The sequence below is a fragment of the Clostridium fermenticellae genome, from assembly GCF_003600355.1.
In the GTDB taxonomy this organism is placed as follows: domain Bacteria; phylum Bacillota; class Clostridia; order Clostridiales; family Clostridiaceae; genus Clostridium_AV; species Clostridium_AV fermenticellae.
Genome location: NZ_CP032416.1, coordinates 89,263 through 105,186, shown reverse-complemented (window position 1 = coordinate 105,186; position 15,924 = coordinate 89,263). Strand labels below are relative to the sequence as shown.

The 15,924-nt window shown below is 27.5% G+C and carries 16 protein-coding genes; 5 read left to right on the top strand and 11 right to left on the bottom strand.

Features of this window, described 5'->3' with window-relative positions; all coding sequences use genetic code 11:
- Positions 1 to 20 precede the first annotated feature (20 nt).
- Both D4Z93_RS00530 and D4Z93_RS00525 read right to left on the bottom strand, forming a co-directional pair.
- Entirely contained in the window at positions 21 to 539 is a 519-nt protein-coding gene (locus tag D4Z93_RS00530) for a spore maturation protein (RefSeq protein ID WP_119974162.1), read from the bottom strand.
- Between the two features lie 14 nt (positions 540 to 553).
- Positions 554 to 1,129: a nucleoside recognition domain-containing protein gene (locus D4Z93_RS00525; RefSeq protein ID WP_119969839.1), complete on the bottom strand. Its 576-nt coding sequence runs from the start codon at positions 1,127 to 1,129 to the stop codon at positions 554 to 556.
- Between the two features lie 158 nt (positions 1,130 to 1,287).
- Between D4Z93_RS00525 and D4Z93_RS00520 the strand changes: the two genes are divergently transcribed.
- Complete coding sequence (locus D4Z93_RS00520; protein ID WP_119969838.1) at positions 1,288 to 1,530, top strand: metal-binding protein; 243 nt, start codon at positions 1,288 to 1,290, stop codon at positions 1,528 to 1,530.
- A gap of 51 nt (positions 1,531 to 1,581) precedes the next feature.
- Here the strand turns inward: D4Z93_RS00520 and D4Z93_RS00515 are convergent, their stop codons facing one another.
- Together D4Z93_RS00515 and D4Z93_RS00510 are read right to left on the bottom strand one after the other, a co-directional pair.
- Positions 1,582 to 3,075: a glucosaminidase domain-containing protein gene (locus D4Z93_RS00515; protein WP_119969837.1), complete on the bottom strand. Its 1,494-nt coding sequence runs from the start codon at positions 3,073 to 3,075 to the stop codon at positions 1,582 to 1,584.
- 80 nt (positions 3,076 to 3,155) lie between these two features.
- On the bottom strand, positions 3,156 to 4,040 hold the full coding sequence (locus D4Z93_RS00510; protein WP_119969836.1) for a polysaccharide deacetylase family protein: 885 nt from the start codon (positions 4,038 to 4,040) through the stop codon (positions 3,156 to 3,158).
- A gap of 1,086 nt (positions 4,041 to 5,126) precedes the next feature.
- Here D4Z93_RS00510 and ispF point away from each other — a divergent pair.
- On the top strand, positions 5,127 to 5,615 hold the full coding sequence (gene ispF / locus D4Z93_RS00505; protein ID WP_119969835.1) for a 2-C-methyl-D-erythritol 2,4-cyclodiphosphate synthase: 489 nt from the start codon (positions 5,127 to 5,129) through the stop codon (positions 5,613 to 5,615).
- A 1-nt stretch (position 5,616) separates the two neighbouring features.
- Here ispF and D4Z93_RS00500 read toward each other — a convergent pair whose 3' ends face one another.
- The 4 genes from D4Z93_RS00500 to D4Z93_RS13275 form a co-directional block, all read right to left on the bottom strand.
- Entirely contained in the window at positions 5,617 to 6,615 is a 999-nt protein-coding gene (locus D4Z93_RS00500; protein WP_162920225.1) for an AI-2E family transporter, read from the bottom strand.
- Positions 6,616 to 6,744: 129 nt separating this feature from the next.
- Positions 6,745 to 7,743 carry an ornithine carbamoyltransferase gene (argF, locus tag D4Z93_RS00495; protein WP_119969833.1) on the bottom strand — a complete coding sequence of 333 codons (999 nt, stop codon included), beginning with the start codon at positions 7,741 to 7,743 and terminating at the stop codon, positions 6,745 to 6,747.
- Positions 7,744 to 7,960: 217 nt separating this feature from the next.
- A complete protein-coding gene (locus D4Z93_RS00490) occupies positions 7,961 to 8,554 on the bottom strand; it encodes a DUF1836 domain-containing protein (protein WP_119969832.1) in 594 nt (197 codons plus the stop codon).
- Between the two features lie 441 nt (positions 8,555 to 8,995).
- Positions 8,996 to 9,148 (bottom strand): hypothetical protein, encoded by a 153-nt coding sequence (locus D4Z93_RS13275; RefSeq protein WP_199798397.1) that lies wholly within the window; start codon positions 9,146 to 9,148, stop codon positions 8,996 to 8,998.
- A gap of 304 nt (positions 9,149 to 9,452) precedes the next feature.
- Here D4Z93_RS13275 and D4Z93_RS00480 point away from each other — a divergent pair, with 304 nt between their 5' ends.
- Together D4Z93_RS00480 and D4Z93_RS00475 are read left to right on the top strand one after the other, a co-directional pair.
- A complete protein-coding gene (locus tag D4Z93_RS00480) occupies positions 9,453 to 10,112 on the top strand; it encodes a PspA/IM30 family protein (RefSeq protein WP_119969830.1) in 660 nt (219 codons plus the stop codon).
- A 9-nt stretch (positions 10,113 to 10,121) separates the two neighbouring features.
- Entirely contained in the window at positions 10,122 to 10,778 is a 657-nt protein-coding gene (locus D4Z93_RS00475; protein ID WP_119969829.1) for a DUF1292 domain-containing protein, read from the top strand.
- A gap of 272 nt (positions 10,779 to 11,050) precedes the next feature.
- Here D4Z93_RS00475 and D4Z93_RS00470 read toward each other — a convergent pair whose 3' ends face one another.
- A complete protein-coding gene (locus D4Z93_RS00470) occupies positions 11,051 to 12,268 on the bottom strand; it encodes an HD domain-containing protein (RefSeq protein ID WP_119969828.1) in 1,218 nt (405 codons plus the stop codon).
- 432 nt (positions 12,269 to 12,700) lie between these two features.
- Here D4Z93_RS00470 and D4Z93_RS00465 point away from each other — a divergent pair, with 432 nt between their 5' ends.
- Positions 12,701 to 12,946: an AbrB/MazE/SpoVT family DNA-binding domain-containing protein gene (locus D4Z93_RS00465; RefSeq protein ID WP_119969827.1), complete on the top strand. Its 246-nt coding sequence runs from the start codon at positions 12,701 to 12,703 to the stop codon at positions 12,944 to 12,946.
- A gap of 142 nt (positions 12,947 to 13,088) precedes the next feature.
- On the opposite strand, the gene D4Z93_RS00460 is transcribed toward D4Z93_RS00465, so the two are convergent.
- Both D4Z93_RS00460 and D4Z93_RS00455 read right to left on the bottom strand, forming a co-directional pair.
- Entirely contained in the window at positions 13,089 to 14,159 is a 1,071-nt protein-coding gene (locus D4Z93_RS00460) for a C40 family peptidase (RefSeq protein WP_119969826.1), read from the bottom strand.
- A gap of 326 nt (positions 14,160 to 14,485) precedes the next feature.
- Positions 14,486 to 15,490 (bottom strand): C40 family peptidase, encoded by a 1,005-nt coding sequence (locus D4Z93_RS00455; RefSeq protein WP_119969825.1) that lies wholly within the window; start codon positions 15,488 to 15,490, stop codon positions 14,486 to 14,488.
- Between the last annotated feature and the right edge of the window lie 434 nt (positions 15,491 to 15,924).

Here is a 15,924-nt window from a genome sequence, read left to right as displayed (position 1 = left end):
TAATTGATTCTATAAGTATATTAAAACATAATTCTAATCAAAGTAACAGCACAAATAACAGATATTAAATCTGCAAAAAATGCTGCCCAAAGTACATGTCTTATTTTTTTAATCCCAACAGCTCCAAAATAAACTGTAATAGTATAAAATATTGTCTCTGTAGAACCCATTATTATAGATGATATTAATCCTATTTGGCTATCCGGGCCAAATTTATTTAGTATTTCTGCAAATACACCAAGGGCTCCGCTGCCAGACAGTGGCTTTACAATAATCAGAGGTACTACTTCAGGTGGAAGTCCTATAAGCTTTACCACAGGTCGTATAATATTTATGAAATAATTTAAGGCATTGGATTCTCTAAATACTCCTATTGCAATAAACATAGCAAGAAGATACGGGAAAATTTTTATACATATGCCTATTCCATCTTTAGCTCCATCTACAAAACATTCATATATTTTAACATTTTTAATCATACCATATGTAACTACTACAAGAATTAATATAGGAATTATAGACTTAGTAATATATTGCATATTTTCCTCCTTATTTAAAAATATCTCTGAAGTATCTTGCAAATTATAACTCCGCATATACCTGATATAGTACTTGAAATTATTGTTGGCAGTATAATTACAGCTGGATCTTGAGATCCAGAAGCTGCTCTTATAGAAATCACAGTTGTTGGTACAAGTTGTATGCAAACAGCATTTATAACAAGAAATAATACCATATCATTACTAGCCGCACTCTTGTAATTATTCAATCTACTAAGTTCCTGCATAGCCTTTATTCCAAATGGTGTGGCAGCATTTGAAAGCCCCATCATATTAGCAGTTAAGTTCATAATTATATACCCTAGTGTCTTTTCATCTCTAGCTGCATCCTTAAAAACAAACCTTAAAATAGGTTTTAAGAGACTAGCAAGTTTAGATGTTATTCCACTCTCTTTAGCAATGTTCATTATTCCACACCATAAACTCATGATCCCAATAAGACCTATTATAAGTTTTATAGATGAATCTGCAGAAGATATTATTGCTTTAGAAAGTTCATCCCCTCTTCCTGTAAAAAGTCCGAATACTATGCTAAAAATCAGAATTACAAACCATATAACATTTATCATATATATTTCCTCCGAGAAACATTTATGTAAAATACTCATATTTAAATATATGAGGACAATCTTCAAAGTTAACCCCAAAACTAAATTCTTTATTGAAATAAAAATAAAAGAGTGTTAACATTGACGTATGCAATTTTATATAGTTATCGGAGGTTCAAATGACCATTAAAGAAATAATGAAATATATCGAAAGTGAATATTCTGTTATAAATGATACTCCCTGTGAAATATGTGGAGGAGAGTACATAGCAGAAAATTTAGAAATAGATATTATTGACGATGTTCCTTATGACATGTGCACTTGTATATGTTCAAGTTGCGGACATGAAAAGCTCTTCGAATTTTATGCCCCTTTTATTGAAGAAAACAATCTTAAAAAAGCTAAAAATATCTTAAATTAGATATTAATAAAGGATTAAGTTTTAAAAACTTAATCCTTTATATTTATATAATCACTTAAACTGGGGTATATCAAAAATTATTTTTATATCAGGAGCTTGTTCAAGGATAGCTTTTAAACCCTTTATCATATCACTTATTTGTTTATATGCCCAACTTATGTCAGTTGCATACTGATGAGTACCTGAATTAAGTGGATTCCATCTCATTTTATACAAGGTATCTTGTTTAGTTTGCGTGTTATTTATATAACTTGAAGCAATCCATTCTGCTCCACCCTTAATTGCCTCATCTGGAGTAAACCATTTATTATCATAGGCCATTTTAGTACCATAATAATCTGAGTCAGAGTCAAAGGCTCCTATAGAAAAGAAATTATATGCAGGGGATCCAAATATATAATTTCCATCAGTATCACGTTTTCCTCCATTAGCTAAAACAGATTGTCCATTTCCAGTTTCCAGCAATGATTGAGATATCAAATACGCTACATTTATATTACTTTCTTTTGCAGCATCTAAAAATACCTGTCCTTTTCCTTCCAATATACCTTTTCCCTTTAATATATTATTTAAAGAATCAGCAGTTACACTTGAATCTACATAACTTAATCTCATAAATTGATATTTCCCGTAACTATCCAAAAAATTGTTTGGGTCCATGTAATATTTAATCTGATTTTTACTAGCCTTATTATTTAAATCATATGCTTCTACAAATACAGGGTTTTGATTATATTGAGTATCCACAAGCTGACTTAGTGTAGAATCATAGCTTGTATATGAATCTTCTCCATTATCGACACTATCTATACATCTAAAATAATCAACATAATAATTATCATAATCTGTATTGACATCATTATGAGCACCATCTTGTCCATTTCTTCTTACATATATAATAGCCTTATACTTTTGACCATTATCATTTGATTTAAGTGTTTTAAGTGAAGTTATTTTTCCATCTTGAGTTTCTGTATATCCATTAGTTAATTCAGTATAAACATCTTGAGAATCTGAATAACTATGTACAAATATCCTATATTCAACACTTCCAGAATAGCTTGTCCCTATAGTAAATACCTGCTTTTCATTAGAAAGAAGCGGTGTGTACTCAAAATCACAGGAGGTTACTTTAGGCAAGTTCATATAATCAGTTCCATCACTGTATTTATTTATAGTATCAAATTCCATTTGGACAGATTTTGCTAGACTTTTACCTGTCACAGACTTAAATTCATTTCCCACAGTTAGAGTATACTTGGCATCTGGTGCATATCCAGAAACTTGAGGACTAACTATAACTGTTTTCCTATCAGCACCTAACTTTACATAGACAGGAATCACATTACCACTTGAATCAGTAACCTTCAAATTGTCACTAGTTACAGTACTTTCATTAAGTTCACTATTAAATTTTACAGTCCACTCCTTATTAGTATCAATATTGGTACGTGTAGTCAATTGAGTTGATGATGCCTTTACCTTAAATCCGCTGACAAACAAAATAAACGAAAATATAATCAACACTAACCTAATTTTTTTCATTAATTAAATCCCTCCTATAATACTATTATAAAAAATTTAATTAATTTTTCCAATAAAATTTTAGATATAAATGCTTATTTTTAATTAAGATTGTATTTAGCATTTGTAATTCTTCTAATAAATTCATTTATATCATGATTAGCCGATATATACACTCTATTTAATTTATATGTACCTTGCCCTTTATTTGCCCATCCTGAATTAGTTGTAAATGCCATAATATATCCTGCATCCACAGTAGCTTTTTGAGTATAATTATTAAATTTTCCAAATGGGTATGCTATATATTTAACTTGTTTATTCAATATTTTCTCAATACATTCCCTGCTATCCTTTAAAGTCCGATATTGTTTTTCGTAGGTAAGCTCATTTAATTTATCATGATTTACTGTATGACTCTCTACATCAAAACCATTTTGATCCATCTCCTTTAGTTCAGAGCTTGTTAAATAACTGCCATCTTTATCTATAGTACTGGTAATCACAAAAACGGTAGCATTAAAACCAAATTCTTTTAATATTTTATATGCATTTATATAATTATCCTTATATCCATCATCTAATGTTACGATAATTGATTTTAAGGGAACTGGTTTATTATTTATTAAAAAATTATAAAACTCATCTAATGTTAATGTAGTATATCCATTATCTTTTAAGTATTTCATCTGCTGTCTAAATTGTTCTTTAGGGACTCTTAATTCATTATTTTTTTCATAATCTATAGAATGATACATAAGAACTGGAATTGATTTATCATTATATATGAGTTGTGTATTTTGGAATTCTCTAGGTTTATTTCTTTTCTTTTTATTCTCTTGAGGTATCTTTTTCTCTTGATTCTTAGATATAACCTGAGTTTTCTTTTGAGAAGTTAATTTTTCATTATTAAAATAATATGTAAAAACACCTGCTATTAATATAATTCCCAAAATTAAAAAAATAACTTTATTTTTAAGTCTCATAGTGTCACTTCTTTCATACATAATTATTAATACTTATAGATAATTATAATATAAAATATTTTATATTATAATATGCAAATTCAACTAATTTATCAACATATTATTTGTGAATAACTTGTTGATTATATTTAATATCATCTTTTTTCACATAATTCTATCAATATCTATATTACTACACTATTGCTTGATATATATGTACAATATTCTTTATTTATCTTACATTGATAAAACTTTTTTGTTGAAAATTATATACTAAGTAAATTTTATTTATCAACATTTATTATAGTTATCCACAGAAAATATGTTGATAACATGTGAAATTACTGTTGATTTTTTTATATTATAAAAATTAATTATTATATTGAAATAATTATCATAAATTATCCACATTTTTGTGGACAATGTGTTAATAACTTTTTGTTTTATCAATTTATAAATATTTCTCAAATAAATTTGTAATTAATATATACTTACCTATGATATTATACAAAATTTAAATTTATATATTTTAAATTAACCTATTTACGTAAAATTATACTATAATTGATAATATAGTAACTAGTTAAACGTATACAGCATATAATACTATTACCTGATAGTTTAAAGTAAAGTCCATTTTTCATACTTTTTTTCTCTTTGATTTATAAGGGATAATAGTATCCCTTATAAATTAAATACATATTTACAAACTTTATGTTTATACTATAAATAGCAAACAAACTTTTCTTTTTATTTTATAAAAATGTGTTTTTAGAATTTTCTTAACATTTATACACTTTTATGCTATTATTTTATCAAGGGGAATTATTTTTAATGAAAGGTAGGGCCTATTTATGCGTAATAAAATTATTTATGTAGATTTTTCGAAAAACAAAAGAAAAAATAATAAATTAACATTCCTTTCTGGAATAAAATCCTTTATAAAAGGATTATTGGGATATAATAACTCCTCAACTAATAACAACAGTAAAAAAGTAATACATTATAATCGAGACATATCTTAGGTGCTTTATATTAGCACCTGATTTTTTTTTATCAATAATATATGTTAAAATATAGTATAAAAATTAATAAGGAGGATTTAAAATGAGGATAGGTACTGGTTATGATGTACATAAATTTGATAAAAGCAGACCACTTATACTTGGAGGCGTCAACATTCCAAACTCTGAAGGACTTTTGGGCTATTCAGATGCCGATGTTTTATTACACGCCATAATGGACAGCCTTTTAGGTGCACTTGCTTTAGGAGATATTGGGAAAATGTTTCCGGATTACGATGAATCATATAAAAATATATCGAGCCTTATCTTACTAAATAAAACCTACGAAATCATTAAAAAAAACAACTACAGAATAGGAAATATAGATTCAACTATAATTGCACAAAGTCCAAAATTAACTCCATTTATAAATGACATGAGAGAAAACATAGCAGACATTCTAAATATACAAAAAGAAGATATAAGTATAAAGGCAACCACTGAGGAGGGACTTGGATTTACAGGAAGAAAAGAAGGCATTTCCGCCCAAAGTGTATGCCTTTTATACAAAATTAATGATAAAAATATATAACCTATATATGCACACCAACTAAATGAACTAAATAAATAAATAGTGGGACCCCTATAAGCATACCTGAAACTCCCATAAAGTGTTCTGATATTATTATTATAATAAATACAAAGAATACTGGAAGTCTGGTCCTTTCAGACATAAACTTAGGATTTAAAATGTATGTTTCAATAGTATATAAAAGAATTATCATTATAACCACATATATAACCTTTATGGTTCCACCTATAGTATATGCAATTATTGCAAGTGGAATTGATGCCAATATGGTTCCAGCAACAGGTACAAGGCTAAATATAAATATCATAAATGTCAGTGCTATAAGTGCAGGGAACTTCATAATATTTAATATTATTATAGAAATAATGGTATTTATAAATGCAATAAGTACCTGTACCTGCACAACCTTACCAAAAGAATCTATAAAATCTCTTGAAAATGTATAAATATAACTATATATTCCTGATACTCTACTATTTGCAAAACTTGATACAAATTTTTTTATATTCATCCTTTCGATTATAAAAAACATACTCAATAATAATGCTATCACTGCATTAAATCCCCACGTTCCGATATCTGCTACAAATTTCAATATTAGGGTTGAATTTTGCATTATATGTTCTTTAATTTCACGCTCTCCCAGTATCGGTGACAAATAACGAACTATAGTCCTGTCGATCCTATTTCTTGCTAATTTATTTGATATAACAATGCTTTGACTTACTATTATAGAAAAATACTTGTAAGTAAAATAAAATAAAGTTGTAAATATAAAAAGGTACAAAATTATAGTGATAAATGATTGCTTTATCTTTATAAATTTACTTATCTTATGATAAATAAACTGCTGCACACTATAAATTAAATATGTAAATAAAAATGTCAATAACATTAGGTCTATAATCGATCTTAATAACCAAAGGACAACAATTATAAATATAAATATTAACGCTACTTTAGTTATATCCTTTTTGAACAGACCCTTCAAAAACTCCAAATACTCCATCCCCAACTTTGTATAAATCAAATATATTTCTTCTCAATTTTACTTTCAATAACTATATACGTCAACTAGTTATACATAATTGGATCGAATTTTCAGGTTTTTTGAAGTTTTTGATTGATTCTATATTAAGGTTGCAACCATAATAGCTTTTATAGTATGCATCCTATTTTCAGCTTCATCAAATACCAATGAATATTTGCTTTCAAATACTTCATCAGTTACCTCCATACATTTAATCCCATACTTATCATATATCCTCCTTCCAACTTCAGTATTTAAATCATGAAAAGCTGGAAGGCAATGAAAGAATTTAACATTAGGATTACCAGACGCTTTAATCATATTCATATTTACCTGATATGGCTTTAAAATATTTATTCTTTTTTCCCATTCACTTTCGTCTTCTCCCATAGATACCCATACATCGGTATAAATTACATCAACATCTTTTACACCTTCATTTATATTAGAAGTTATATTTATTTTTGCACCACTTTCTTCTGCAATATCACTACACTTCCTAGTAAGTTCCTTATCTGGAAATAGTTCTTCGGGTGAAATAATTCTAAAATCCATACCCATTTTAGAGGCACCTATCATAAGTGCATTGGCCATATTATTTCTTCCATCACCAGCATAAGCAAATTTCATTTCATTCCAACTTTTATCAAGATGTTCCTTCATTGTAAGAAAATCTGCTAATACCTGGGTCGGATGATCCTCATCAGTTAGTCCATTCCAAACAGGTATTCCAGAATACTTGGCAAGAGTTTCTACAATATTTTGTCCATATCCTCTATACTCTATTCCATCATACATTCTTCCAAGTACTCTAGCTGTATCCTTTATGGATTCCTTTTTACCCATTTGGCTTCCACTATTAGGCCCTATATAAGTAACATTTGCTCCCTGATCCTTTGCTGCTACTTCAAATGAACATCTTGTCCTTGTAGACAACTTTTCAAATAATAATACAATATTTTTACCATTAAGATTTTTCTTTTCTGTTCCCGTATATTTAGCAATTTTAAGATCTTTTGACAACTCTATTAAGAAGTCTATTTCTTTCTTTGTATAATCCATTAAAGTTAGGAAGTTTCTATTCTTCAAATTAAACATGTTAACATCTCCTTATTATAAATAGCTAAATCTAAGTATAATTATACTTAAATATGTATAATTATACTTAGATTATACAATATATTTAGAAAATATTCTAGTGTATTATTTATCTATAATTATTATAAATATACTAATTCAAAATTATAAAGATAATTTTTTACCATAAAAAATACACATTATGAATAATCATAATGTGTATTTTCATTAATTTATTTTAATCTTCTTCATAATTGTCAACTATATTTTGAACTAATTTTTTTATAGCACTGGCTTCACAAATTAATGTCATTACAACGAGAAATACAAATATTCTATCTTGTTCTTTACTATCTAAATTCATACCCTTTATTATATTTCTCAATTTTTCCTCATCAAAGTATTTCTTAGAAATAAATTCTTCGAGACTATTTTTCTGAATATCTGAAAAAACCTTATAAGTTTCCTCCCATGTTAGTATATCATCCTCATTATCATTTATTTCATTAAAAGCTAATTTAAACACTTTCTTAATCTCATCTGTAGTTAAAACTGGCCTCATATAACTTAAAAGTACCAGTTGAACCAAATGTAATTTTGTATACCCTCTCTTCTTACTATCCTCAGGCCTGGAGATAACTTCATTTTTTATATAATTCTGAACTATATTATTAGTATATTTTTCATCAGCAAACTTATCATTCAAGTAATCTATAACCTGGGATAAAAATAAATCATATCTTGGTAAATCTTCATATGGAATTATACTGTTTTCTGATACCTTTTTAGCCAATTCATCCAAATATTTTACATCAAAATGGTCATACTTCATTTTAACAACACCTCTACATAAATAATATTTTATGTATATCATAAATATTAATGTAACCCATATATAATTAATTATGTTAAGACCATACCCTTAATATATATTAATATTATACAGTATGTGTTACCATGTTACAAGTTAAATATTATAAAAACAATTATAAATGCCAGATTACAAGCGATATATAAAGCTATTAAATAATTTTAAGCAAAACAGACCTTTTTTGCTTAAAATATAGTAGATTCAAGGTTGTTAAATAGTATAATATACTGTATAATAAGTTTATAATAAAAAAGACTATTTATCTATAATCTTATGCTAATATATGATTGAGATTATAATTATTTAGGGGTTGATTAAAATTAAGAAAAAAAATTTTACAATATGCTTATTTATAATATTTCTATTTACATTTACAGGAGCAATAAACACCCAACTACCTAGCTATATTGGCATAAATACTGATTTCCAAGTAGTTTTTGCAAGGGGATCTAGTGGACATAGTTCACATTCTTCAAGCGCTAGAAGTTCTAGTGGAAGTTTTAAATCTGGAAGCTTTTCATCCCCAAAAAGTTCTTCATCAAGTGGAAGCTTCAAATCAGGGAGTTTTTCAAATAGTAAAAAATCATCTTCGGATGGATATAAAAGCTATCAGAATTCAAACTCAAATAATTCTAAAACACAAAGTAGTACAAAAAGGTCTTTTTTACCTATTCCCATACCAATACCTTGGGGACATAACAGTTTCGGAGGATATGGATATAATTATGGGTATGGCTATCACCCTTTAATAAGCCTTATATTTACTATAATAAAAATTGTAATAATCATATTTATCATAAGATTATTATTAAGACATATTAAGAAACGCAAATAATTAAATTTTAAGGAGGAAATTTCTATGGGAGTTTTTAAAAGAATATCAAACATATTTAACGCCAAGGTCAATTCTGCATTGGATGATGTTGAAAACCCTGTCGAACTATTAGATCAGAAAATAAGGGATATGGAGGAGAGTCTCAACAAAGCAAAGCTTTCTTCTGCTCAAATTCTAGGTAATGTACATGAAATTGAAAAGAAAATGAATGAAGCAAAACTAACTTCAAATGATTTTGATGAAAAAGTAAAACTTGCCCTCAGCAAAAATAATGAAGAATTAGCAAAAAAAGCTCTTGCTAAAAAAATGGAAGCCGATAAATCCTATGAAAATCTAAAAAATAGTTATAATGAAACATCACAAAAAGCTGGGGTATTAAAAACAAAATTAAGAGAATTAGAATCTGAAATAGAAAAGACAAGAAGCTATAGAGATGAAGCTGCTGCTAGATATAACAATGCAGAAGCAAGTAAGAAGGTAAATGAAATATTATCAGACGTAAACACACGAAGCAATAAAATAAGTTTAGATGATATTGAAAGAAAAATTCAAAAGAAAGAGTCCTTTGCAGAAGGTCTTAGTGACCTTAGAGATGATAATTCTCTTGATAAAGAATTTGAAAAACTTACAGAAGTTAATTTAAATGAAGAATTAAAAAAGTATAAACAACAAAGTCAAAGTTAGGTGAATTTAATGAGCAAAGCTAAAGAATTTTTAGAATCAGAAAAAAGTATCTATAGTAAAATATATATTGATATAACTTATGCAATTAATAATGTTTCTCCATTTTTAGAGAATGATATTTTGAAACAAAGAAAATATGTTTCAAAACTACCTGTATTAAAAAAATATATAAATTCTATAGAAAGTGCTGAAAATGAACTAAAAAAAGGTAATTTTTTCAATGTATTAAAACAAGATAAAGTAGTTGATCTCATAAGGGACTTTAAAAATCAACATTCTGACACATTATCTCAATTTAAAAAATGCAGCGAATGCAAATGCCTAAACTGTTCCGCTGACTGCAAATTTGATAGTTGTCTCGGGTGTAAAGACAATGCTAATGTAATTCAATGTGATCATAAAAAGATAAATATTGTAAGACCCGATACGTTATTAATTGACCTTACTAATAATAAAACTGGAAAATCCGATAAATATTTAGTTCTAGCTATACTTCAGGATATAGAGTTAGATAGAAGATATATAATAATTCAAAATAGTATCAATAAAGAAAAATTCATATTATACTTTTATCCTAAAATATCCGAAGATGATTATGGTGAGATTACAGATCCAGAGGAGTTTGATTTTATAGCATCAACATTTCAAAGTATAGAAGAGATTTAATAATAAATTATTCATCAAAATTCACATTATATTAATCTATTATTAAAGTTATCAACAATTTTTAATAAGTTATCAACAATTTCTGTTGATAACTTATTCCTTTGAAACTGTAGGTTTTATAGGCTTTATAAAAATCTTATTCACATTGTTGATAACTTTACATGTTGATATCTTTCATCTTATTCCATTATATTACATTAATATCGTACAAGTTATCCTTCAATAATACAAATTTTATCTCATCTATTTCACCAAATAAAGACTAATTACCATCAAACAAATCTATATTTCCTGTATTTAAGTAAAGCATTCTCTATAAATTGTTTAAATTTAATTTTTTCATTACTATTGTTAAGTAACATGTTAGTCGCATAATTATCACAAAAAGATACTATAAATATATATGGTATGTAATTTCTGTATCTAGAAAACATACTATTTAATGCCTCATTCTGTTCTGCAGTCTCCATTTTTAAAATTTCTAATGGCATCATGTGTGCTTCTACAATTGTTTCTTCAATTTCAGTAGCATCTTTAGAAAATTGCATATTATTGCATATATTATGAACTATTTTCGCACCTTCAATTTCATGCCCATAAAAACTAACTCTATCTCCCTGCTTTTTATAACACTTAAACTTTCCTATATCATGCAAAAAGCAGCTAAGTGCAATATAATTTTTAATATTGAATTCATCTATAACCTCATCAATTTTACCAATATCAATTCCTCCAAGTTTTATTCTTCCATTCACTAAATCCTTAAAGACTTGATATGTTAAATTCATATGGGTTAATGCATCTTCAATATGATATTTACATTTCCCAACAGTTTTTAGTTCCTCTATGTATGGAAATATATTTGAAAGTACCCCATAATCGTATAATATTTCAAAAGCCTTTCCCTGAAAATCAGCTTCAATAACCTTCATAAATTCATAAAACTTATTCGGCCCATTAAAATAATACAATCTAGAAGCTATTCTTCTGATCTCTTCTTCTGTTTCAAAGTTAAAATGCATCCCATATTTTATATACATCCTAATACCTCTCAAAATTCTAATGGGATCATCTGATAAGCTCCCTTTATTAACCTGCTTTATTATCCGTGACCTTATGGCTTTCCTGCCATCAAAAGGATCTATTATTTTAATTTCAGTAAGTCGTAATGCTATTGCATTTGCTGTATAATCCCTATTGTTCAAATCCTCCACAATATCACTTCCATTAATAAGTGCAATATCTACTGTCATATTATCATTTTTATATTTATATTTGCCATTATCTAAAACCTTAAAATAATATCCAAGTTTACTTAATTCCTCTATTACTTTTTGCATACTTCCTGAACAGACTAAATTTAAATCATGAACATCTATCTGTGAATTAAAAAGTTTATCTCTGATAAATCCACCTACTATATAAATATCTTCACCTGTCTCTTCACCTATACTCTTTATTTGTTTTAAAAAATTATACATATCTTTCATATTATCACCTACTAAATTATTTTAACATATATAAAACTATATATATACTAAATTTACAATACAATAAATTTACAAAATCAAATATTATATAGTCTTTTTTAATATTTCGACATTTACTTATTATTATCCAGTTAATAACTATTTTATTTATAAATGATTTTAGAAGCAAAACGTCCATGCAATCATATAACTAAGCCATATAATAAATTATACATAAATTTTTTATAATAAATAATTTAGTAAAAAACTGTATTAGATAACAAAAATATATTGACATTTGTATATTTAGGTAGTATATTACCATATATAGAGACAAGTAAGAAATTTGTAAATTTGCTTTCAAAATTATATATTGACTTTTAATGTCACTTTTGTTATTATTTAATTATAAATGTGTCGAATTTTGAGGAAGATTAAGAGGAGGAAATTTAAATGAAATCAACTGGTGTTGTAAGAAGAGTGGACGAATTAGGAAGAATTGTTATCCCTATAGAATTAAGAAGAACTTTGGACATAGCTGAAAAAGATGCTTTAGAAATCTATGTAGATGGTGAACAAATAATTCTTAAAAAATATGAACCTGCTTGCATATTCTGTGGAGATGCTAGAGATGTTGTTAATTACAAAGGAAAAAATATCTGCAAAAACTGTTTAGCTGAGTTAAAAAATGAAAGATAAAATCTAATAATTTTAACTTCTCCACATATTATGTGGAGATTTTTAATATATAATCATCAGGCTATTACACTAAAAAAGGCCATATAAAATAAACTTAGGCATATTTTATATGGCTCTACAATATGTATTTCAAATAAATTTTCTACAGAACTCTTCTAGCCCCACTATAATCAGATCTATTTAATGGAGATATTTTAACTACGTCTCCTGTTTTTGGAGCATGTATATAGCATCCATTACCAACATAAATTCCTACATGATGTGCTGGAGATCCGAAGAATACCAAATCACCTGGTTGTAAATTGTCTCTCGATACAGCAGTTCCCACACTCTGTTGATCTGATGCTATTCTTGGCAAACTAACACCAAAATGTGCAAATACATAACAAGTAAATCCTGAGCAGTCAAATGAACCTGGACCATTTCCTCCCCATTGATATGGAGTTCCAAGGAAATTTGAAGCATAAGCTACTACAGCATTTGAAGATACACTACTTGACGATCCACTACCTCTTGAATATGATGGCGATACAGTAGTATTAGCGGTATTATTTTTCACCTGATTAACTTTATTAGTTGCAGAAGCTACCATAGCATTTTCCTGAGGTGTAAGTTGTGTCTCTTTTTGTTTAAGGCTAGCTAATACCTTAGTTTCCTGAGACTTATCACTACTTAACTGAACCAATTTCTTTTCATTATCAGATTTCAAAGATATAAGTTTATTATTCTCATTACATAATAACTGTTTTTTATTTTCTATTGCAGCCTTTTTACTATTCAAACTGTTAATAACCTGCTTATCATATCCCATTATTTTTTTGACGTTATCAACTCTTGTTATAAAATCACTTAAATTTTGAGAATCCAATATTACCCCAAGATAACTATCAGCACCATTTATGTACATAGCTCTTACTCTTTGATCAAATAATTTACGCTGACTTTCTATATCATTCTTTGCTTTATTTAAATCAGCTTGTACTTGTTTTATGTCATTTGAAGTTTTTACAATCTTATCCTTATTATCTTTTATTTGTTGCATAACCTGAGTTATTTGGTTGTCCAACTGTTCCGTTTTTGTTTCTAAATCTTGTCTTTGTTCTTGAACTTGCTTTAGTGATAACGAACTACTTGTAGGAGCCGCTAAGGCATTCCCACTAATTCCTAACGCCAAAGTCAAAGTCAAAGCCAAAGATACTGTTCTCCTATTCATTTTCCCCCTCCTTAATTAATGAAAAACAACATAAATAAGATGTTTGTAAAAAATCAGGCAGTCACCCCATTTAAAAATAAAGGTATGTCTAACCTACTTTTTAAAATCTCATACATCAATTCATCGTTAATCGGTAAGATTAATAATATTTTTTATATCTCCCGAATTTTAGTCATACAATTATATTATAGATTAAAAAATATCAAATCTCAACTTTATTACACCATTTTTTCAACTAAAGTTCCTATAAAAATGTGGAATTATAGTAAATATATACAACATCTATATAATTCCATATGTACAATTTTACAGACTTATATAATTAATTATAAAACTCTCCTAGCACCACTGTAATCGGATCTGTCTATTGATGATATTTTAACAACATCCCCTGTTTTAGGTGCATTTATATAAGATCCATTACCAACATAAATTCCCACATGATATGCTGTTGAACCAAAAAATACTAAGTCACCAGGTTGTAAATTATCTTTTGATACCGCAGTTCCAACATTTTGTTGATCAGATGCTACCCTGGGCAGACTAACTCCAAAATGTGCAAATACATAACAAGTAAAACCTGAACAGTCAAATGAGCTTGGCCCATTTCCTCCCCATTCATATGGAGTTCCAAGGAAATTTGAAGCATAGGCAACTACAGCATTTGAAGATACACTAGCTCCGCCCCTTGAAAGTGATGTCGATTCAGAAACTTCGTTTTCAGATGTTAGCTGTTTTTCTTTTTGTGTTAAACTTGCCAGCAATTCAGTTTCCTGTGACTTATCACTACTTAATTGTGCTAACTTCTTTTCATTATCAGCTTTAAGTGATATTAATTGATTATTCTGGTCACATAAGGTTTGTTTTTTACTTTCTATTAAGTCTTTCTTATTATTTAAATCATCTACTACTTGTTTATCATATCCCATTATTTTTTTGATATTATCAACTCTAGCTACGAAATCATTTAAATTTTGAGAATCTAATATTACACCTAAATAGCCATCATTACCATTTATATACATAGATTTTGCTCTTTGATTGAACGATTCCTGTTGATTTTCTATTTGGCCTTGTGCTTCATCCAAATCAGCTTGATTTTGTTCTATTTCTTTTGCTATCTCAGCAATCTTATCTTTATTATCCTGTATTTGCTGCATAGCCTGAGTTATTTGGTTGTCCAATTGTTCTGTTTTTATTTCTAATTCCTGTCTCTGATCCTGAATTTGTTTTAATGATGCAGAATCATCAGTCGTAGATGCTAGTGCATTCCCGCTAACTCCTAGAGCTAATGTCAAAGCCAAAGCTATAGATACCATTCTTCTGTTCATTTTTCTCCTCCTTAATTGATGAAAAAAGCAACTATGTTATATCTTTTAAAACCTTAATAATTTACTGCAGAAATTATTGATATTTAGAACTATATTAATTATAATTTATATTACAATATTTAAAATAAAGGATCATATTTTAGAAACGTTTTAAAAAATGACCGCTTTAAAGCGCAAAAATTCAATTTTAGTTATATCCAGAATATTAAGTTGATTATTTACTTTTATTATTTGCTGCGACTAGCCTTTTTCAAAGTTCTTTACATATACAAATTATACGCAAATTAAAAGCACTAAAATTATGATTATCCTTTAAATTTTAGATGCACATTTATATTATACATTAAAAGGAATAGTATCTCAACTTTGAGATACTATTCTTTTTAATATAACAATATAACTACTTTTAAATATTAATTTTAATCTTATTTAAT